This window comes from Streptomyces sp. NPDC003011, assembly GCF_053591515.1.
Genome location: NZ_JBSFTY010000005.1, coordinates 20,249 through 39,214, shown reverse-complemented (window position 1 = coordinate 39,214; position 18,966 = coordinate 20,249). Strand labels below are relative to the sequence as shown.

The window sequence follows — 18,966 nt, the reverse complement described above, 5'->3', positions numbered from 1 at the left end:
GGTTCCCTCACTTTTGGGGAGACTCAAGACCAAGGCGCCCCCCGCGGCCCCCCTGAGCTGAAAGAGTCGTATCCATGCAGGTCTGGCCTGGAGAGGCGTATCCACTCGGTGCCACGTACGACGGCGCCGGCACCAACTTCGCGGTCTTCACCGAAGCCGCGGACCGAGTAGAGCTGTGTCTGTTGCACGACGACGGCTCGGAGACGGCGGTGGAACTGCGCGAGAGCGACGCGTTCGTCCGGCACGCGTATCTGCCCGGCATCATGCCGGGACAGCGCTACGGCTTCCGTGCGCACGGGCCGTACGCCCCCGAGCGCGGCCTGCGCTGCAACTCGGCGAAGCTGCTGCTCGACCCCTACGCGCGCGCGATCAGCGGTTCGATCAGCTGGGGCGAGGAGGTGTACGGCTATCACTTCGACTCGCCCGACAAGCGCAATGACCTGGACTCGGCTCCGCACATGATGACGTCGGTCGTGGTCAACCCGTACTTCGACTGGGGCGACGACCGTCGCCCGCGCACCGACTACCACCAGACGGTGATCTACGAGGCCCATGTGAAGGGCCTCACGATGCGGCACCCCGGTCTGCCGGAGGAACTGCGCGGGACGTACGCCGCCCTCGCGCATCCGGCGATCATCGAGCACCTCACCGAGCTGGGCGTCACCGCGCTGGAGCTGATGCCGGTCCACCAGTTCGTGAACGATCATCGCCTGGTCGACATGGGGCTGAACAACTACTGGGGCTACAACACGATCGGTTTCTTCGCCCCGCACAACGCGTTCGCCTCCTGGGGCGACCGCGGCCAGCAGGTCCTGGAGTTCAAGTCGGCGGTACGGGCGCTGCACGAGGCCGGCATCGAGGTGATCCTGGACGTCGTCTACAACCACACCGCCGAGGGCAACCATCTCGGCCCGACGCTGTCCTTCAAGGGCCTCGACAACCCGCAGTACTACCGGCTGACCGAGGACCCCCGCTACTACATGGACACCACGGGCACCGGGAACTCGCTCCTCATGCGGTCCCCGCACGTGCTCCAGTTGATCATGGACTCGCTGCGGTACTGGGTCACCGAGATGCACGTCGACGGGTTCCGCTTCGACCTCGCGGCGACCCTGGCACGGCAGTTCCACGAGGTGGACCGGCTGTCGTCGTTCTTCGACCTGGTGCAGCAGGACCCGGTGGTCTCCCAGGTGAAGCTGATCGCCGAGCCGTGGGACGTGGGCGAGGGCGGCTACCAGGTGGGCAACTTCCCGCCGCTGTGGACGGAGTGGAACGGCAAGTACCGCGACACCGTGCGGGACCTGTGGCGGGGCGAGACGCGCACGCTGGCGGAGTTCGCGTCCCGGCTGACCGGCTCGTCCGACCTGTACCAGGACGACGGGCGGCGCCCGCTGGCCTCGATCAACTTCGTGACCTGCCACGACGGCTTCACCCTGCACGATCTGGTCTCGTACAACGACAAGCACAACGACGCCAACGGCGAGGGCAACCGGGACGGCGAGAGCCACAACCGGTCCTGGAACTGCGGGGTCGAGGGCGAGACCGACGACCCGGCCGTGCTGGAGCTGCGGGCGCGGCAGATGCGGAACTTCATCGCCACGCTGCTGCTGTCCCAGGGCGTGCCGATGATCAGTCACGGCGACGAGGTCGCACGCACCCAGCACGGCAACAACAACGCGTACTGCCAGGACAGCGAGCTGGCCTGGGTGGAGTGGCCCGGCGACGAGGGGCCCGGCCGTGAGCTGCTGGACTTCACACGCGCGATGGTGGGGCTGCGCAGGGACCATCCGGTGTTCCGGCGCCGGCGCTTCTTCCACGGGCGGCCGGTGGAGGGCGCCCACGGCGAGCTGTCGGACATCGCCTGGTTCACTCCGGAGGGCAAGGAGATGACCCAGCGCGACTGGGATTCGGCGGGGGCGTCGGCGCTGGCGGTGTTCCTCAACGGCAACGCGATCTCCGAGCCGGGCGCGCGGGGGGAGCGCATCACCGACGACTCGTTCCTGCTGATGTTCAACGCCTCGCCCAGGACGCTGGACTTCGTCGTGCCGGTCGACCACGGCCGGCAGTGGGAGGTGGTGGTCGACACCGCCCGACCGGACGCGGTGCCCCCGGGCACGGGCACGAAGGTGCAGGCCGGGGACCGGCTGAGCCTGGTGGACCGGAGCATGGTGGTCCTGCAGCGGCCCCTGTAGGGGAGGTGTCGTCCACGCGCGCGTGCCGGTGTTCCCGGCGGCACGCGCGCGTGAGACACGCCACGCCGGTGAGGGCCGTGCGGGTGGTGATGACACGAAACGCGGCGGGGCGGGTACGTAGGTCTGCATGACACCTGAGCGATCTGTTCCCGCGGCGCCGACGGCCACCTACCGGCTGCAGTTGCAGCGCGAGTTCCCGTTCGGGGCGGCGGCGGAGGTCGTGCCGTACCTGGCCTCGCTCGGCGTCTCGCACCTGCACCTGTCCCCCGTCCTGGAGGCCGTCCCCGGCTCCACGCACGGCTACGACGTCGTGGACCACGCGCGCGTGCGGGAGGAACTGGGCGGCGAGGAGGGGCTGCGGGCCCTGGCCGGCACCGCGCGCGAGCACGGGCTCGGCCTGGTCGTGGACATCGTGCCCAACCACATGGCCATGGCTCCGCGCCACAACCACGCCCTGTGGGAGGTGCTGCGGGAGGGCCCGAAGTCGCCGTACGCGCGCTGGTTCGACATCGACTGGGAGGCACAGGGCGGCCAGGTGCTGCTGCCGGTGCTCGGGCAGCCGCTCGGGGCGGAGATCGGGCACCTGGAGATCGACGGGAACCTGCTGCGCTACTACGACCACGTGTTCCCGCTGCGCGAGGGCACCGAGGACCTGCCGTTGCCGCAGCTGCTGGACGCCCAGTGGTACCGCCCGGTGTGGTGGCGGCTGGCCCGGACCGAACTGAACTACCGCCGTTTCTTCAGCATCTCCGAGCTCATCGGGGTGCGGGTGGAGGACCCGGAGGTGTTCGAGGCGACCCATGCCAAGATCCTCCAGCTTCTGCACGAGGGCGTGGTCGACGGGCTGCGCGTCGACCACCCCGACGGGCTCGCCGACCCCGACGGCTACCTGCGACGGCTCCACGAGGCGACCGGCGGCCGGTGGACGGTCGTGGAGAAGATCCTGGCGGACGGGGAGCACCTGCCGGCCTCCTGGCCGGTGGCGGGCACCACGGGCTACGACGCCCTGCGGCACGTGGACGGCCTCTTCGCGGATCCGGCGGGCGCCGGGGAACTTCTGGGCCAGTACCGCCGGTTCGCCGCCCCGCAGACGGACCGGGGCGGTGACTGGGCGGCGACGGTACGACGGGCGGCCTACAAGGTGCTCACGCACGAGCTGGCCACCGAGATGGACCGGCTGGTCCGGGTGGCCAGCCGGCTGTGCGCCGCCTCCCCGGATCCCGCGCTGCGTGACCGCGCGCCCTGGGCGCTGCGCACCGCCCTCCGGGAGCTCCTGGTCCGCCTGGAGGTGTACCGGCCGTACGCCTCGGGTGACGCGTCCGGTGTCGTCACCGAGGAGGCTGCGGCCGAGGCCCGGCTCGCGTTCGCGGTGCCGGAGGAGGCGGGCGCGGTCGACGTCGTTCGGGACCTGGTGCTCGGGCGCCACGGCGACGGGCCCGCGCACGTCGAGTTCCGGACGCGGTTCGCGCAGACCGCGTCGGCGCTGCGCGCCAAGTCCGTGGAGGACACGGCGTTCTACCGCTATGTGCCGCTGCTGTCGGCGACCGAGGTGGGCGGCGCCCCGGGCGCTCCGGCCGTCTCCCCGGATGATTTCCACGCCTACTGCGCGCGCGTGCAGCGCGACTGGCCGGTGAGCGGGACCGTCACGTCGACGCACGACACCAAGCGCAGCGCGGACGTACGGGCGGCCCTCGCGGTGCTGACCGAGTGCCCGCAGCGGTGGGCCGACGTGCTGGCCGAGGTGACCCGCACCGGGGAGGGCGTGCCGGACGCGCAGTTGGCGTGGGCGGCCTGGCAGACGGTGTTCGGACTCGGGCCGGCCGAGTTGGAGCGCGTCCGGGAAGCGCTGCTGAAGCACGTGCGCGAGGCGGGGCTGTACACGAGCTGGACCGAGCAGGAGCCCGCGTACGAGGAGGCGGTGGCGGCGTTCGTCGCGGCCGGGCCGTGCGGGGCGCCGGGCGGGCACGTGGCCGCCTTCCGCAGCACGCTGGAGCCGCACATCCGGGCGAACGTGCTGGGCACGGCCCTGGTCCACCTGACGATGCCGGGCGTGCCGGACCTCTACCAGGGCACGGAGGCCGAGTACCGGGCGCTGGTCGACCCGGACAACCGGCGGCCCGTGCGGTTCCCCCCGGGGGATCCCGGCGACAAGGGCGCGGTGACGCGGGCGGCGCTGCGGCTGCGCGGGCGGCGGCCGGAGGTCTTCGGTGACGCGGCGACGTACGCGGCGCTGGCGGCGGAGGGTCCGGCGGCGGGCCACTGTGTGGCGTTCGTGCGCTCCGGGGAGGTGCTGACGGCCGTGACCCGGCTGTCGCTGCGGCTGGCGGAGGCGGGCGGCTGGCGGGACACGCTGCTGCCGCTGCCGCCGGGGCGGTGGGCGGACGCGCTCGCCCCGGAGCGGGAGTTCACGGGGCACACGCGCGTGGCGGAGCTTTTCGACCGGCTGCCGGTGGCGCTGCTGGAGCGGGTCCCGGAGGAGTGACCGGGGTCGCTGCCCGGGTGGGGCTGGGACGCCGAGCCCGCCGACGTGGCCCGGCACGTCCACCCGCACCCGACGCTGCCCGGGGCGGTCGGGGCGGTCGGGGCGGTCGGCGCGGCGTTCCTGACACTGGCCGGGCGCGGGCTGCACCGGCGGTGAGCACCGGGACCCGGCAGCGAGCGTCGGCCCCCGCCACCGCGGCCGTGCGGCGCGGGCGATTCCGCCGGCACCCACGGCCCTGGCCGCCGGCGGTGAGTGCATCCGGGCGCCCCCTGGAGCCTCCCCTCGGAGTCCTTGACACGTCAACGAGGGCGTGGGGTACTGCGGATTGCGAAGCCGGGCGGATGTGACGGGGGTGAGTCTCCTGCCGGAGCTGCGCTACCCCACGGTGACCGAACTGATCTCGTCGGCACGGGCGTTGACCGCGCACCGGCCTCACGTATGCGCCCTGAGACAGGTGGGCGTCTCCCGGGCGGGCAGGCCGCTGCATCTGCTGTCCCTGGGGCACGCCCGACGTGCCGTACTGGTGGTCGCGGGCGCCCACTCCAATGAACCGACCGGCGGCGCCACGCTTCTCGCGGTCGCCGAACGGGTGCTGCGCGAACGGAGGTTGAGGTCGGACACGTCCTGGCACTTCCTGCTGTGCGCGGATCCCGACGGGGCGCGTCTGCATGTCACTCCGGCGCCGCGCAGCCTGTTCGACTACCACCTCGGTTTCTACCGTCCCGCGGGACCGGAGCAGCCGGAGTGGTCGCCGTCCTTGGTGCCGCCCGACCGGCTGCCGCCGGAGACCCGTGCCCTGAAGGCAGTCATCGACCGGCTGCGGCCCTACCTCCAGGTGACCCTCCACGGCACCGACGTGGGCGGCAGCTGGGTGCAGCTGACGAGGGCGGTGCCGGGGCTCGCCGAGCCGTTCGCCAAGTCGGCGGCGGAGCTGAACATCCCGGTGGAGACGGGCGCCTCGGACGCGGCGGGCTGGCCCGCCTCCGGGCCCGGCGTGCACGTGATGCCGGCGCCCGGCGCGGGCGCCGCGTACCCGAGCATGCCGGACGACGCGCGCCGGTGCACCTGGTACCACGCGCACCGGTACGGCGGGCTGACCGCGGTCGTCGAGGTGCCGATGTGGGCGAGCGACCTGGTGGACGATCCGGCGCCGCACCCGGCCCCCGCGGCGGCGATGCGGCGGCTGGCGGGCCGGCTGCTGCGGGACACTCGGGAGGTGGAACGGGTGGTCGCCGACGCGCCCGGGCTGCGGACCCTCGACGACCCGCTGCTGCGGGCGGCCCGATGGGGCATGGACCTGGTGCCGGGGCTGGCCGCGGACTGGATGCGGACGCCGCCCGCCGACGACACCCGGGCGTACGTCGGCAGCGTGGACGCGTTCGCGCGCCGGCTGCCGTTGCGGGCGGCGGCCATGCTGCTGCGGGTCCTGCGGGACACCGGCGACCCGGCGGTCCCGCGCCTCGAACGGCTCGTCGCGGCCTGGAGCGACGCCTTCGCGGAACGTTTCCGGGCGCGCTGGGTGCCCGTGCAGCACCAGGTCGAGCACCAGTCCCGCACGGTGGTCGCGGCGGCCCTGCACGCGCGCGAGCGGGCGGGGTGAGCGGCCGTACCCGTCCGCCGCCCCCGCGCGCGGGGGCGGGGCCGCGGTGGACGTCAGCCGTCCAGCGCGAAGACCGCCCCGGTGCGCGCCCCCATCACGCACCGGTTCGTGAAGGTCTCCGTGTAGTCGACCTGCCGGCCCTTCCAGTGCCCGCGCGCGTGGGCGGTCACCGGGGCGTGGACCATCGGGCAGCGGACGTCCCGGAGCGAGATGGCACGGAGGTCGCCGAGGGCGGCCTCCAGCTGGGCGCAGGCCTCGGCGGCGCGCCGGTGGCCCTGGGGCGGGTCGCACAGCAGCAGGGTGCCGCGCGTGTCGCTGGACCGGGCGTCGCCGGTGGTGACGGTCACGAGGAGCCAGCCGCCCGGGATGCCCTCCTGGGGCGTCGCCCGCGCCGGGGCCACGGTGACGAGGAGGAGGGCCGCCGCGGCCAGCAGGGAGCCCCGGACCGCTTTCGCTGTGGTGGTGTGCGTCATTCCCGATGCATCGGCACGGCGGCCTGGGAACCCCACCCCGGCTCACCCGAACGGGAGCACCCGGGGGCGTACCGCCCGGCGAGCTCGAAGGCGGCCAGCACGACCCGCGACTGGTACTCCACCTGGCGGGCGACCGGGACCCAGCGCGCCCCGCAGCCGTCGCGGTAGTCGGCGCACCACTGGTCGAGCAGCCGGTCGAGCTCGGGCAGAGCACCGGACGGATCGGCGCCGGAACGGGTCACGAGCTGGTGCAGCAGCCCCGCCGTGCGCAGTGCCAGCCGCCGCCCGGCGATGCGCAGGGCGGCCAGGTGGGCGGAGTTCAGGGGCGGCAGCGGGCGGGCGCCGTCGGGGACGTCGGGGTCCCAGGCGTCGGCGAGGCCGGGGCAGACCAGTAGATAGTCCTCGACCGGGGCGATCAGGCGGGCGGCGTCCGGGGTGGCCGAGACGTGCGGGCGGATCCGGGCGAGGAGCACCTCCAGGAGCCGCGCGTCGTGCCGCAGGGCGTGGCTCACGGTCCGCAGCGCGCCGGCCCGGTCCGCGGGCGGCCGGGCGTCCTCCACCGCCGCCACGCCCCACATGGGTGCCTCCACGACGGCGGTCACCGTGCCGTGCCGGTGCGGGTGGTACCACGTCGACTCGACGGCGGCCTCGGTGATGGCCGCGGCCAGGTCCCCCGGGATCGGGGGCGGTATCCGGTAGACGGCGGGCCCCAGGCGCGGCCAGTACAGGGTGTCGTACGGGCCGAGTTCGCGCGGTATGCCGAGGCGGTCCGCGGTGTGCGCGACGCGCTGGGCGAGGCCGGGCAGGTCGCGGGTCAGCTCGACGAAGCCGCCGCCGACGTCGACGCCGTGCAGGGAGCAGTGGAAGAAGGGCCGCAGTTCGTCCTGGAGGTCGAGCAGGGCGCGGGTCTCGGGCAGGACGGCGGCGGCCGCGCCGTCGGGCAGCCATTCGGGCTGTTCCAGGAAGCCGGGCCGGAAGAAGTGCCGGAAGTAGCGGCCCAAGGTGTACGGCCCCTGGAGCCAGCCCTCGTTACGGCGCAGGCCGTCCGGGTCGAGGCACAGCAGCAGGTTCCAGGTGGCGTCGGCGCCCGTGGTGAGCGTCGGGTCGGCCAGGGCCCGCTCGGCCAGCCGCAGGACGGTGGCGCCGCCCACGGGTTCGTTGGCGTGCGGGCCGGCGACGACGAGGGCCTGCCGGCTGCCGTGGCCGACGGAGAGCAGCCACAGGGGCGTGCCCGCGCGGGAGGTGCCCGCCCGGCGCAGTCGGGCGTCTTCGGGGTGACGGGCGACCAGTGCGGCCGCCCGCGCGCCGAGTTCGTCGACGGTCGGGTAGCGGTGGAGTGGCGGCAGGGCACACCTCCGCAATGCGGTGCCGTCGGTTCACCTGGTGTGCATGGTGTACGCACAGTCAGTCACGACTTGACGGGTACGTCAACACCACGGAGAGCAAAGGGACTTGAGTCAACACATCGGGTAAAGCACGGGCCAGGGCTAAGGTATGGCTCAGTCGATCATGCCGTGCGCCCGGCCGGCCGGCGGCGTCCGCTCAGTCGGCCGAGAGCCGGAACGCCATCCGGCCGAACCCGATCTGGTCGCCCTGGCGGACCACGGCGGCGCCGGTGACCCGTCGTCCGTTCACCGTGGTGCCGTTGGTGGAGCCGAGGTCCCGCAGCACCCACATGCCGCCCTGCCGGCTGAGCTCGGCGTGCACGCGGGACACCGTCTCGTGGGTCAGCCGCAGCCCGTTGGCGGGGTCGCGGCCGATGCGCAGCGGGTAGCCGTCGCCGGGGTGCGGCAGCAGCAGCTTGGGCAGCCGCTCGGCCTGCCAGGCCCTGCGCAGCCGTACGGTGAAGCCGGAGACCGCCTCGACGGTGCCGAACACCAGGCGCAAGACGCGGTTGTCCCGGGGCAGGTCGGCGGTGAGCACGGCGAGTTCGTCAAAGCGGCGGGCGGCGAGCGCCAACTCCATGCGCCGGATGAACGTGTCGTGCGAGAGCCGGCCCATGGCGGCGCCGTCACGAAGCACCTTCAGTGCCTTGTCGCGCTCCGCGTCGGACAGCCGCGCGGGGTACGTGTTGAACTCGAAGGACGACGTCACGTTCGTGATTGTCGGCCAGCGGACGCCGGGTGTCCAGAAGACGCGAAAACGACCGCCACGCGCGCGTACCTGGCGACACCTGCCGCAAGGGGACGGATTCACCGGCGTATTGATCCCGTTTGAAACATCATGGACAGGGCTACATCACGGTGAACAGACGAAGGGGAACCGTCCGTGCAGTTCGAGGTGTGGGCACCGCAGGCCGACCGTGTGACGCTCCAGTGCGAGGGCGCCGCACATGCGATGGAGCGCGATCCGGAACGCGCGGGATGGTGGACGGGCGAGGCCGAGGCGCGGGACGGCAGCCGGTACGGCTTCGCCCTGGACGACGGCCCCGTGCTGCCGGACCCGCGCTCGCGCCGCCAGCCGGACGGCCCCGACGGGCTGAGCGCGGTCGTCGAGCACGAGCGGTACACGTGGCGCGCCGCGTGGGCGGGCCGGCCGCTGCCCGGGGCGGTGCTGTACGAGCTGCACGTGGGCACCTACACGCGCGAGGGCACCCTGGACGCCGCCGCCGAGCGTCTCGGGCATCTCGTCGAACTGGGTGTCACCCACGTGGAGTTGATGCCCCTGTGTCCCTTCCCCGGCCGGCACGGCTGGGGATACGAGGGAGTCTCGCTGTGGGCGGTGCACGAGCCGTACGGCGGTCCCGAGGCACTGAAACGCTTCGTCGACCGGGCCCACGAGCTCGGTCTGGGGGTGGTCCTGGACGTGGTGCACAACCACCTGGGCCCCTCCGGCAACTACCTGCCGCAGTTCGGGCCGTACTTCACGGACACCCACCACACGCCCTGGGGTTCCGCCGTGAACCTGGACGCGCCCGGCTCGGACGAGGTCCGCGCGTTCCTGCTGGGCAGCGCACTGGCCTGGCTGCGGGACTACCGGCTCGACGGGCTGCGGCTGGACGCGGTGCACGCGCTGGCGGACACCCGCGCCCGTCACTTCCTGGAGGAACTGTCGACCGAGGTGGACGCCCTCGCCGCCGATCTGGGCCGGCCGCTGTTCCTGGTCGCCGAGTCCGACCTGAACGACCCGCGGCTGGTCACCTCGCGCGCGCAGGGCGGTCTCGGGCTGCACGCCCAGTGGAACGACGACTTCCACCACGCGCTGCACACCGCGCTCACCGGCGAGGCCCAGGGTTACTACGCCGACTTCGGGCGCGCTCCCCTGGCGGCGGTCGCCAAGACGCTCACCAGCGGCTACTTCCACGACGGCACGTACTCGAGCTTCCGGGGCCGGCACCACGGGCGCCCCCTGGACCGCTCGCGGGTGGCGGCACACCGGCTGCTCGGTTACAGCCAGACCCACGACCAGGTCGGCAACCGCGCCCAGGGCGACCGGCTGGCGGCGTCCCTCTCCCCCGGCCTGCAGGCCTGCGCGGCCACGCTGGTGCTCACCGCGCCCTTCACGCCGATGCTGTTCATGGGCGAGGAGTGGGCGGCGGGCACGCCGTGGCAGTTCTTCACCGACCACACCGATCCCGAGCTCGCCGAGGCCGTACGGCGGGGCAGGCGCCGGGAGTTCGCCGCGCACGGCTGGGCCGAGGAGGACGTTCCCGACCCGCAGGACCCGGCGACCCGTGAGCGCTCCTGCCTCGACTGGTCCGAGCCGGAACGTGAGCCCCACGCGCGCGTGCTGGCCTGGTACCGCGAGCTCATCGCGCTGCGGCACGAGCAGGCGGACCTCACCGACCCCGACCTCGCCGACACGAAGGTGGCGTACGACGAACGGGGCCGCTGGCTGGCCTTCCGGCGCGGGGACGTCCGCGTGGCCGTGAACCTCGCCGGGGAACCGGCCGCCATCCCGCTCGGTTCCCGCCCGGTGCGCGTGCTCGCCGCGTGGGAGCCGGTCGAGGCACCGGGCGCGGGCGGGCTGCTGCATGTGCCCGGGGAGTCGTGCGTGGTGCTGTTGCAGACGTGACGTGGGCGGGCACCGGACGCGCGCGCGTAAACGCTTGCGTAAGCGTTTACGCAAGCGCTTACGCCAGATGCCGACCGACGCCCGGCTTCCTCCGCCGGCCCTTCAGGAGGCCCCGCCGTCCGTGTCGTCGGCCTCGCCCTCGGCCTCGCCCTCGTCCCGCAGCTCCGTGAGCCGCTCCAGCAGGATCGCCTCCCAGGCACGCCGCAGATGCGTCCGGAGCAGCGGCAGGGGGCTGTCGTCGCGGCCGTCGAGGCGGGCCGCGAGACGGACGACGGTGTCGCAGCGGGCGAGCCAGAGGCCGCGCAGACAGGGGCGGGCGCCGTAACCGGCGAGGGTGGCGGCGCGGACGGCGGCCGGGGAGCCGACGGCGAGCGCGAGGCCGGCGATGTCCTCCGCGGGGTCGCCGACGATGGCGCCGGTCCAGTCGAGCACACCGCGTACCCGGCCGTCGGCGCTGACCACGAGGTGTTCGCCGCCGAGGCGGTGGTGGACGAGGACGGCGGTGCCGGACTGGGCGGCGAGCTGGGCGGCGGCCGTCGGCGCGAGCTGGTGCAGGCGTACGGGGTCGAACTCGTCCGCTTCGGCGAGGCGTTCGACGGCGCGCCCGGCTTCCCGGCGCAGTGCTTCCAGGGAGCGCGGTGCGGCGCGCGGCACGCCGAGCGTCTCGGCCTGCCGGGCCGGCACCTCGCGCAGGCCGGTGAGGAGTCCGGCCAGGTCGGCCTCGCCGACGGCGGACACGTCGTGCTCCTCCGCCGAGCCGCCGGGCACCCTGGTGTCCAGGGTGTAGGTCAGCCCCGAGGCCCACTCGCCGTGCGCCACGCTGGTCGGCACCGCGACCGGAAGGTGCGGGCGCACCAGGTCCCGCAGGCGCAGTTCGCGGCGCTGGCGGACGGTGGCCTCCCGGTCGGGGGCGAGGCGCAGCACATGGCGGGCGCCGACCCACCAGGTGGAGGGCGGATCGCCCTCGGTGACGGGCCGGACCTCCGGCCCGGCGGTGTCGTCCGCGCCGGCCCCGCCGTCCTTGAGCAGGGAACGGACCAGTCGGCGGACGGTGTCCGCGGTGGGTGTCGGTGCCTGGGTCATGGTCGCGCCGTTGTCAGTCGGGGACGGGGGCTCCTGCTGTTCGTCAGTCCACTATGACCATCTCCCGGCTCGTCGTGTTGAGCCGGCGGCCGCCGTCTTCCGTGACGGTGACGATGTCCTCGATGCGTACCCCGAAACGGCCGGGCAGATAGACGCCGGGTTCCACGGAGAAGCACATGCCGGGCACGAGGGGCTGTTCCTCACCCTCGATCATGTACGGCGGCTCGTGCGTGGTGACGCCGATGCCGTGGCCGGTGCGGTGGATGAAGTACTCGCCGTATCCGGCGTCGGCGATGACCGCGCGGGCGGCCCGGTCGACCTCCTGGCAGGCCACGCCGGGCCGTACGGCCCTGAAGCCCGCCTCCTGGGCCGCGCGCACGAGGTCGTGCACCCGGCGCTCCTCGTCGGTCGGCGCGCCGACGTGGACCGTGCGGGAGGTGTCGGAGCCGTAGCCGCCCTTGAGGCCGCCGAAGTCGAGGACCACCATGTCGCCGCGTTCGACGACGCGGTCGTCGGCCTCGTGGTGCGGGTCGGCACCGTTCGGGCCGGAGGCGACGATGGTGAAGTCGACCTGCTCGTGCCCGTGGTCCCGCAGCAGGCGACTGAGGTCCGCGGCGATCTCGGCCTCCCGGCGGCCCGCGAAGGGAACGTTCCGGATCTCCTCGAAGGTCGCGTCCGCGGCCGCTCCCGCGGCTGCCAGCAGCTCCAGTTCCGCCGCGTCCTTGACGGCACGCAGCATCGGCAGGGCCTCGGTGAGGGAGGCGTACGAGGTGCCGGGCAGCGCCCGTTGCAGTGCCAGCAGGTGCATGGCCCAGGCGTTGTCGCTGACACCGAAACGGCCGCCCGCGTCGAGGAGCGCGGCGGTGGCGGCGTAGGGGTCCTTGCCGTCGGTCCAGTCGCGCAGGGTCAGCGCGGGCGCGCCGGTCGCCTTCGCCGCGTCCGGGGCCTCCAGGGTGGGGACGACGAGGACGGGGTCCTGCCCGGGGGCGAGGACGAGCAGCGTGAGCCGTTCGGTGACCGCGGTGGGCGCGTAGCCGGTGAGCCACACCAGGTCGGGGCCCGGCGCCACCAGGAGCCCGGCGAGCCCCGCGTCGGCGGCCGTCCGGGCGGCGCGCTCCATACGGGCCCGGTAGTCCTCTGCGGTGAAGAGCGCGGCCGTACTGCCGGTCATCCGGGCCTCCCAGGGCGGGTGAAGGATTACGGGGAGCATCCTGCCCGGACAGCGGGGGCCGCGCGAGCCGTTTGTCGTGCCTTCGGATTCCGGCCGCCGCCCGCTCCTCCTGACGGATGACTGCTGCGCAACCATCATCTCCGAGGTTCGGGTCGGCCGATCCCCTGAGCGGCTGCCGACCGGAGGCGTCCGTCGTGCTCGTCCTCGCCCACATCAGCGGGTACGGGAGCGGCTGCGGGAGCGGCCGGGGCCGGTGGACGCGCTGCTGGTCACCGGGGACATCGCGGACCACGGCGCGCAGGCGGAGTACGAGGAGGCCACCCGTGTCCTCGGGCCGCACGACCGGGCGCGCCCTTCCCGGTGCTCATCCGCCCGGCAGCCACGACAGCCGGACGCCGTACCGCACGGTCCTGCTGGGAGCGTCCGCGGCCGAGGGGCCGGTCAACAGCGCATGTCCGCGACGACGGCGCCGTGCCGATGTGCGGACTCCAGCGTCCCGGGGAGCGACGAAGGCGCCCCTGGACGAGGAGCCGTACGGCTGGATCGAGGCGACGCCCGGCGAACTCGACGGGGACCTTCCGGTCCTGTCGGCCTTCCACCACCCGCCGGCCGCCCTGGTGGCGCGGCGGCCCGGGATCGCCGGGCTGATCACCGGTCACGCGCACCCGCCCGCCGCCACCCCAGGGTGCGGACCGGGAGGCCCCGGTCGGGCCGGCGTTCCGTCTGCTGGGGCGCCGAGGGGCGGCTGACCAGTCACTTCCGGATGGTCAGGTGACGACGCCCGGTCTGACCGTCAACTGCTGGTAGCCGCCGCTGCGGTGCCGCACGGTCAGGGTCACCTCCTTGCCGGGGCGGGCCTCCCTGACGGCGCGCGCGAGGTCGGCTGCCGAGTCGACGCGGCTCCGGCCGAACGTGAGGAGCACGTCGCCCCGGACCAGGCCGGCCGAGTAGCCCGGGCCCGGCACGTGGACGCCGACGACCAGGGCGCCCACCTTCTCGGCGTCCACGGCCTCCAGGCCGAGCGTCGCAGCGCCGGACGCCGGCGAGGACCGTGGTGTCCAGGACGGCGCGGAAGGGCCCGGGTGCACCGAGGCGGACGCGTCCCCCCGCACCCCGGACGCGGCTTGTCCCCCCTCGCCCGCCCGCCCCGCCTGCCGTTGCAGTTCGGCGAGTTTGCTCATGCCGATCACCGTGGCGCCGACCGTGCCGAGGCCGATCCCGGACAGGACCAGGGTGGTACCGGCGACCAGGGCGAACAGCAGGGCCCGCAGCCGTCGGCCCCGCCGCCGTGCGGCATGCGGGCGCCGGCCGGGCCCGGACGGGGTGCCGCCCGGTTCCCGACCGGGCATCGGCTTGGGACGCAGTGCAGTCTGTTCCATGGATCGCCTCCGGCTGATGCTCTACCCGGGGCGGCAGCGCACGACGAGCCACGAACGAGTGAGACTGACCGGCGGTCAAGGGCGGGAAGCCATAGCCGTTCGGCCCCTCCCCCGGCGCCGCGACCGCCTGGGCACGGCCCCTGACAGTTCTGGGACCGCGCCTCGTGGACGGCCGGCCACCGGCGGCAGGAGGTACGTCAGCCCGTGTGGCCCTCGCCGTGGCCGCCGTGCGCTCCCCCGTGGTCGAACATCAGCGCCTCGGCGGGCAGGACGACGAAGGGCCGCATCATGCCCACGTCCTCGTGTTCGAGGAAGTGGCAGTGGCAGTGGTACGTGAGGCGGCCGTACGCCCCGTCGAACCTGCCCATGATGCGCAGCATCTGGTTTCCGGGCACCCGGTAGACGTCCTTGCAGCCGAGTTCGTTGGGCGCCAGCGGGATGGTGGTCGTCGGGTCGTACGCGAGCGGGGTGCGGGTGCCGCCGGCCGCCGCGTCGAAGCCCCGCACGACGTACGGGTCCCGTCCCAGTGCCTGGAAGTCGGCGAGGTGGATGTGCATCGGGTGGGGTTTCGGCGCGAGGTCGAGGAAGCTCCACTGTTCGTGGCTCCGAGGGGGGTCAGCCGATCGGCACCGCCGGCGGCCGGTCCGGGAGGAAGCCGTGGGCGCGGCCGGACAGCCAGTCGGCCTTGTAGCGGTCGACCTCGCGGTGCCAGTGCAGGATGCCCGCCATCCAGTTCTGGAGGTCGACCACATGGCCCTGCATGACCTCGCGGGCCTCGGCGGAGAGCTGGAAGTCGTCGTACACGACGGGCAATTCGTGCGCGGCGACATGCTCGAACTGCCGCATCCGCTGGGTCATGAGGTCGTCGACGACGCCCAGCGCGGTCGGGTAGTCGATGCCGAAGAAGTGCTGCACGACGAGGATCGCGTTGTGGATCTCGCCCTCGTACTCGATCTCCTTCTGGTATGAGAAGACGTCGTTCAGGAGGCACGCGTAGTCGACGGCGGCGTTCTCCAGGGAGCGGACGGGTCCGGTGCGGTAGACCTCCGGCGGGACGGCGGGGCCGTGACCCATCCGGCACAGGCTCATGGTCAGGTCGGCGCCGAAGGTGGCGCGGCGCATCTCCAGGTAGTCGACCGGGTCGGGGATGCGGTTCTGGATCTGGTTGGACACCTCCCAGACCCAGCTCTCGGTCATCACGTTCACCGCGTCCTTCAGGCCGCGCCGCTGTCCGGAGGTCATCTTCGCCGTCGTCCGCGTCCACAGGTCGACGAGTCCGCGCTCCATGGCGTTGAGGGGGACGGGCGCTTCCTCGCCGTCGACGGACATGCAGTCCGACAGGCGCTGCGTGGTCAGCCGGGCGGCGGCCAGGTCACGGCGGTGGCCGAAGACGAGCGGGTAGTAGTCGTCGCCGTACGTCCCCCAGGCGAGCCAACTGGAGCTGAGATCCAGGGCCTCGGGCGTCGCGTCCGGGTCGAGGCCCGCCGCGCACAGCGGAAGGTCGTAGGCGGCGAGCTTGTCCTCGTCCCAGACGCCCTCCTGGAGGATGCCCATGCGGTGCACCCAGTCGGTGAGCCGGTCGCGGGCGCCGCCGAGATGCGGGCTGAGCTGGAGCTGGAAGGGCATGGAGAAGTCGGGCAGCAGGGAGGGGCCGACCTTCTGGAAGGGCACGTGCGTGTACGCGCGCAGGCGCTCCGCGCCGGCCGAGGCGAGCAGCGCGCCGACGTCCGCCGCGGAGGTGCCGGGGCCGGTCAGCCCCTGCCACGGCTTGGTGGGCCGTGCCCGCGCGTTCATGTACCGGCTGGAGCGCATGTGCCACTCGTGCCCGCCGGACTGCCAGTCCTGCAGACCCTGCGTGTACGCGGCGACCGCGGCCACCTCGGCCGGCGTGAGCCCCTTCTCCATGGCCAGGGCGGGCACTTCGGTGACCGCGGTGTGCTCGAACTGGTGGAGGCGGGAGGTGAGGACGTCGTTGACGGTGTCGGCGGCCTCCTGGGTGGTGCAGCCGAAGAAGGTCTCCAGGACGAGCACGCCGTTGCTGAGCTCGCCCTCGTCCTCGACCTCCCGCTGGTAGGAGAACAGGTCGTTGCGCAGGTGGACGCCGTCGGAGAAAGTCTCCATCAGGACCCGCAGCGGCCTCGACTGCGCGACGGAGGCGGGCACTTCGGCCGTCGCGTACTCGACGAGCCCCGCCGACCAGGGGGCGCCGCCCACCTTGCGGCGCATCTCGATGTACTCGACCGGGTTGGCGATCCGCCCCTCGTTGATGTTGGACAGCTCCCACAGGGACTCGTTGAGCAGGTGCTCGGTGGCGACGGCGAAGCGGCGGCGCCAGTCGGCGGACATCGACGGCACCGTGCGCGTCCACAGGTCGGCGAGGCCCGCCTCGACCGGGTTGCGCGGCTCGGGCATCGGCGTCGACAGGTCCATCGGCATGAACAGCGGGAGCCGGTCCAGGTAGGCCTTGCCGCCGGCCCGGTCCTGGGTGCGCTTGAAGGTCTCCAGGAAGTGGTCGTCGAAGAAGAAGACCCACACGTACCAGTCGGTGATGAGCGAGAGGGCCGGGCCGTCGCAGTCGGGGTGGGTGCAGGCGCAGAGCAGACCGTAGTCGTGGGCGTCGAGGTCGGCCTGCTCCCAGATCCCGGACCCCTCCAGCATGCCCATCTCGCGTGCCCAGGCGGTGGAGTGAGCGCGGGCCTCGTCGACGTGCGGGTTCAGCCGCGCGGGATACGGCATGTAGAAGTGCGGGAGTTCGAAGGGCTGCTGCGTCATGGCCGGGCCCTACCCAGGGCCCTCGGGCGGCATCCGCGGGCCGGGACATGATCACACCATCGCGTGAATCGGGAGCGAATCCGGCAGTGGGGGACGCAGAGTGTGGCGTGCGCCACCGGACGAAGAAGATGGTCGTGGCGTCGGTGCGGTGGCCCTCCAGGAGGAGGTGTCCGAGGACCTCTCCGGTCTGACGTCCAGGGAGCCGAAGGGCTCGTCCTTGAGGAGGAGGGTGGGAGGCACACGGTGTCCCGGACCGTGGGTCAGGGGAAGAGGGAGCGGCCGTAGTCCCGGAAGACGACGGTGAGGCGGTCGGGGACGCCGGTGACCGGGGTGCCGGCGATGGCGATCGCGCCCCCGCGCGCGGGGAGCAGTCCGGCGATCGTGCGCAGCACGGTGGCTCGATCACCGCACGAAGGCACGCCGAAGCGGTTCGCCTCGGAGACCCGTGGGGCCGCTGGGAGCCGGGCGGAGGAAGTTCCCAGGGGCGCCTCAGGGCCTGACCTGGATCAGCGCATGGGTGCCGCTGGTGCGCCAGGCCTGCCCCTCGGCGGCGACCAGCGCGGCCTCCGTGCCCGCGTCCAGACCGGTGATCACGTCGGATTTCAGGGTGCGCAGGGCGGCGACCGGGCCGGGGAAGTGGGCGGTGACGTCGGCGAAGGGGGTGGTGGGGGACCATCGGCGGTCGCCCACCAGACGGCGGTAGTTGAGGTCGCCCTTGACCACGGTCAGCACGGCCGGGGCGAGTTCCTCGCGGAGGTCCCCGGGCAGGTCCGCGTACGGCAGCGGAGCGCAGGAGAACGGGTGGGCGCGGACCGTGAGCCGGCCGTCGGCCGTCGCGGACCACAGGCGGCGCCCGTACGCCGCGGCCTCGCCCGGCGCCTTCACGAGCCGGCGCAGCGCGTCGACCACGTCGGCGGCAGTGGCGTCGGAGACGTAGTACGGGTACGGCTTGACGTGCAGGACCACCCGCTCGACCCGCCGGTGCGTCAGGAGATGGTCGACGAGCAGCAGGTCCGGGATCAGTTCGCGGCCGGCGTTGTCGGCGATCAGGCAGAGCGTGCCCGTGCCCGTGAGCAGCGTCCACAGGGTGTCGCTGTGGTCGGCGACCAGGCTCGGCACGGCGGCCCGGTCCTCGGCGGCGGCGTCGGAGAGGCGGAAGCCGAGGTCGGCGCGGTTGCCCCACAGGGAACCGTGCAGCAGGGCCATGGCCTGCTCGTCCGCCGAACGGCCGGCGAGGTCGTCGAGCGCGGCCAGTTCCTCGTCCGTCTCGCGGGAGTCGAGTTCGGCGAGCTTGAAGGGACGGAAGGGGTCGATGCCCTGCCAGGGCCCGGGGCCGAAGTAGCCGACGGCGTCGAGGAGCCGGCGGTAGAAACGGCTCTCCGCCCACAGCCACGGCACGTCGAACCAGGAGCGGCCGGTGTACTCGCCCATGCCCCAGTCCGCCCAGCGGTCCAGGTCGTGCGCGTCGGCCGGGAGCGGTTCGATCACTCCCTTGGTGCAGCTCGTGAGCAGTGCCTCCAGGGCGTGATGCTGCTCGGGGCCGTACGGGAACGCCTCGCGCACCTGCCGGACGATCGCGGGGTGCCGCTCGGCGAGCACGCTGTGCGGGAACGAACCGGGGTCGTCACCGAAAATCACGGGCGCGGACGGGCCGGGCGCGGACACGGGCGGCGGGGTGTCGGGCATGCGCCTCACGGTATCGCGCAGGCCGCGAACGTCGGCGCGCACGTCACACCGGCCGCACGCACGTCACCGGCCCGCACCCGCACCCGCACCCGCACCCGCGACGGTGTCACCGGC

The 18,966-nt window shown here is 73.4% G+C and carries 13 protein-coding genes and 2 pseudogenes; 5 read left to right on the top strand and 10 right to left on the bottom strand.

The window, feature by feature from the left end:
- Positions 1-74: 74 nt before the first annotated feature.
- The 3 genes from glgX (at position 75) to ACWD0J_RS03865 (ending at position 6,274) form a co-directional block, all read left to right on the top strand.
- Positions 75-2,192, top strand: a complete 2,118-nt coding sequence (gene glgX / locus ACWD0J_RS03875) for a glycogen debranching protein GlgX (RefSeq protein ID WP_451494126.1) — start codon at positions 75-77, stop codon at positions 2,190-2,192.
- Positions 2,193-2,319: 127 nt separating this feature from the next.
- The gene (gene treY / locus ACWD0J_RS03870; protein WP_451494125.1) at positions 2,320-4,674 is read left to right on the top strand and encodes a malto-oligosyltrehalose synthase; all 2,355 of its coding nucleotides are present in this window, start codon (positions 2,320-2,322) and stop codon (positions 4,672-4,674) included.
- A 352-nt stretch (positions 4,675-5,026) separates the two neighbouring features.
- The gene (locus ACWD0J_RS03865) at positions 5,027-6,274 is read left to right on the top strand and encodes a M14 family zinc carboxypeptidase (protein ID WP_451494124.1); all 1,248 of its coding nucleotides are present in this window, start codon (positions 5,027-5,029) and stop codon (positions 6,272-6,274) included.
- A 53-nt stretch (positions 6,275-6,327) separates the two neighbouring features.
- On the opposite strand, the gene ACWD0J_RS03860 is transcribed toward ACWD0J_RS03865, so the two are convergent.
- The 3 genes from ACWD0J_RS03860 to ACWD0J_RS03850 all read right to left on the bottom strand — a co-directional run bounded on the left by ACWD0J_RS03860 (position 6,328) and on the right by ACWD0J_RS03850 (position 8,841).
- On the bottom strand, positions 6,328-6,747 hold the full coding sequence (locus ACWD0J_RS03860) for an SSI family serine proteinase inhibitor (protein ID WP_451494123.1): 420 nt from the start codon (positions 6,745-6,747) through the stop codon (positions 6,328-6,330).
- Complete coding sequence (locus ACWD0J_RS03855) at positions 6,744-8,108, bottom strand: M14 family zinc carboxypeptidase (RefSeq protein WP_451494122.1); 1,365 nt, start codon at positions 8,106-8,108, stop codon at positions 6,744-6,746. Before ACWD0J_RS03855 ends, ACWD0J_RS03860 begins: the two co-directional genes overlap by 4 nt.
- Before the next feature lie 181 nt (positions 8,109-8,289).
- A complete protein-coding gene (locus ACWD0J_RS03850) occupies positions 8,290-8,841 on the bottom strand; it encodes an FHA domain-containing protein (RefSeq protein WP_451494121.1) in 552 nt (183 codons plus the stop codon).
- Positions 8,842-9,015: 174 nt separating this feature from the next.
- On the opposite strand from ACWD0J_RS03850, the gene treZ reads away from it, so the two are divergent.
- The gene (treZ, locus tag ACWD0J_RS03845) at positions 9,016-10,761 is read left to right on the top strand and encodes a malto-oligosyltrehalose trehalohydrolase (RefSeq protein WP_451494120.1); all 1,746 of its coding nucleotides are present in this window, start codon (positions 9,016-9,018) and stop codon (positions 10,759-10,761) included.
- 102 nt (positions 10,762-10,863) lie between these two features.
- On the opposite strand, the gene ACWD0J_RS03840 is transcribed toward treZ, so the two are convergent.
- Positions 10,864-11,844, bottom strand: a complete 981-nt coding sequence (locus tag ACWD0J_RS03840) for an aminoglycoside phosphotransferase family protein (protein WP_451494119.1) — start codon at positions 11,842-11,844, stop codon at positions 10,864-10,866.
- A gap of 43 nt (positions 11,845-11,887) precedes the next feature.
- A complete protein-coding gene (locus ACWD0J_RS03835; RefSeq protein WP_451494118.1) occupies positions 11,888-13,015 on the bottom strand; it encodes an aminopeptidase P family protein in 1,128 nt (375 codons plus the stop codon).
- Between the two features lie 172 nt (positions 13,016-13,187).
- Here ACWD0J_RS03835 and ACWD0J_RS03830 point away from each other — a divergent pair.
- Positions 13,188-13,790, top strand: a pseudogene (locus ACWD0J_RS03830) (metallophosphoesterase).
- Here the strand turns inward: ACWD0J_RS03830 and ACWD0J_RS03825 are convergent.
- From ACWD0J_RS03825 to ACWD0J_RS03805, 5 genes and pseudogenes are all read right to left on the bottom strand, one after another.
- A complete protein-coding gene (locus tag ACWD0J_RS03825) occupies positions 13,783-14,394 on the bottom strand; it encodes a PDZ domain-containing protein (protein ID WP_451494117.1) in 612 nt (203 codons plus the stop codon). The pseudogene ACWD0J_RS03830 and the gene ACWD0J_RS03825 overlap by 8 nt on opposite strands.
- Before the next feature lie 197 nt (positions 14,395-14,591).
- Positions 14,592-15,056, bottom strand: a pseudogene (locus tag ACWD0J_RS03820) (multicopper oxidase domain-containing protein); the annotation flags it as partial.
- Positions 15,010-17,166: a germacradienol/geosmin synthase Cyc2 gene (cyc2, locus tag ACWD0J_RS03815; RefSeq protein WP_451494116.1), complete on the bottom strand. Its 2,157-nt coding sequence runs from the start codon at positions 17,164-17,166 to the stop codon at positions 15,010-15,012. The gene cyc2 and the pseudogene ACWD0J_RS03820, both read right to left, overlap by 47 nt.
- Positions 17,167-17,426: 260 nt before the next feature.
- The gene (locus tag ACWD0J_RS03810) at positions 17,427-17,558 is read right to left on the bottom strand and encodes a hypothetical protein (RefSeq protein WP_451494115.1); all 132 of its coding nucleotides are present in this window, start codon (positions 17,556-17,558) and stop codon (positions 17,427-17,429) included.
- Between the two features lie 97 nt (positions 17,559-17,655).
- Complete coding sequence (locus ACWD0J_RS03805) at positions 17,656-18,852, bottom strand: damage-control phosphatase ARMT1 family protein (RefSeq protein WP_451494114.1); 1,197 nt, start codon at positions 18,850-18,852, stop codon at positions 17,656-17,658.
- Positions 18,853-18,966: the final 114 nt, after the last annotated feature.

What these genes read in the sequence shown, in the direction of transcription:
- ACWD0J_RS03835 (WP_451494118.1), bottom strand. Translation starts at nt 13,015, where the DNA reads ATGACCGGCAGTACGGCCGCGCTCTTCACCGCAGAGGACTACCGGGCC.
- cyc2 (WP_451494116.1), bottom strand. Translation starts at nt 17,166, where the DNA reads ATGACGCAGCAGCCCTTCGAACTCCCGCACTTCTACATGCCGTATCCC.
- ACWD0J_RS03805 (WP_451494114.1), bottom strand. Translation starts at nt 18,852, where the DNA reads ATGCCCGACACCCCGCCGCCCGTGTCCGCGCCCGGCCCGTCCGCGCCC.
- ACWD0J_RS03825 (WP_451494117.1), bottom strand. Translation starts at nt 14,394, where the DNA reads ATGGAACAGACTGCACTGCGTCCCAAGCCGATGCCCGGTCGGGAACCG.
- treY (WP_451494125.1), top strand. Translation starts at nt 2,320, where the DNA reads ATGACACCTGAGCGATCTGTTCCCGCGGCGCCGACGGCCACCTACCGG.
- ACWD0J_RS03840 (WP_451494119.1), bottom strand. Translation starts at nt 11,844, where the DNA reads ATGACCCAGGCACCGACACCCACCGCGGACACCGTCCGCCGACTGGTC.
- glgX (WP_451494126.1), top strand. Translation starts at nt 75, where the DNA reads ATGCAGGTCTGGCCTGGAGAGGCGTATCCACTCGGTGCCACGTACGAC.
- ACWD0J_RS03860 (WP_451494123.1), bottom strand. Translation starts at nt 6,747, where the DNA reads ATGACGCACACCACCACAGCGAAAGCGGTCCGGGGCTCCCTGCTGGCC.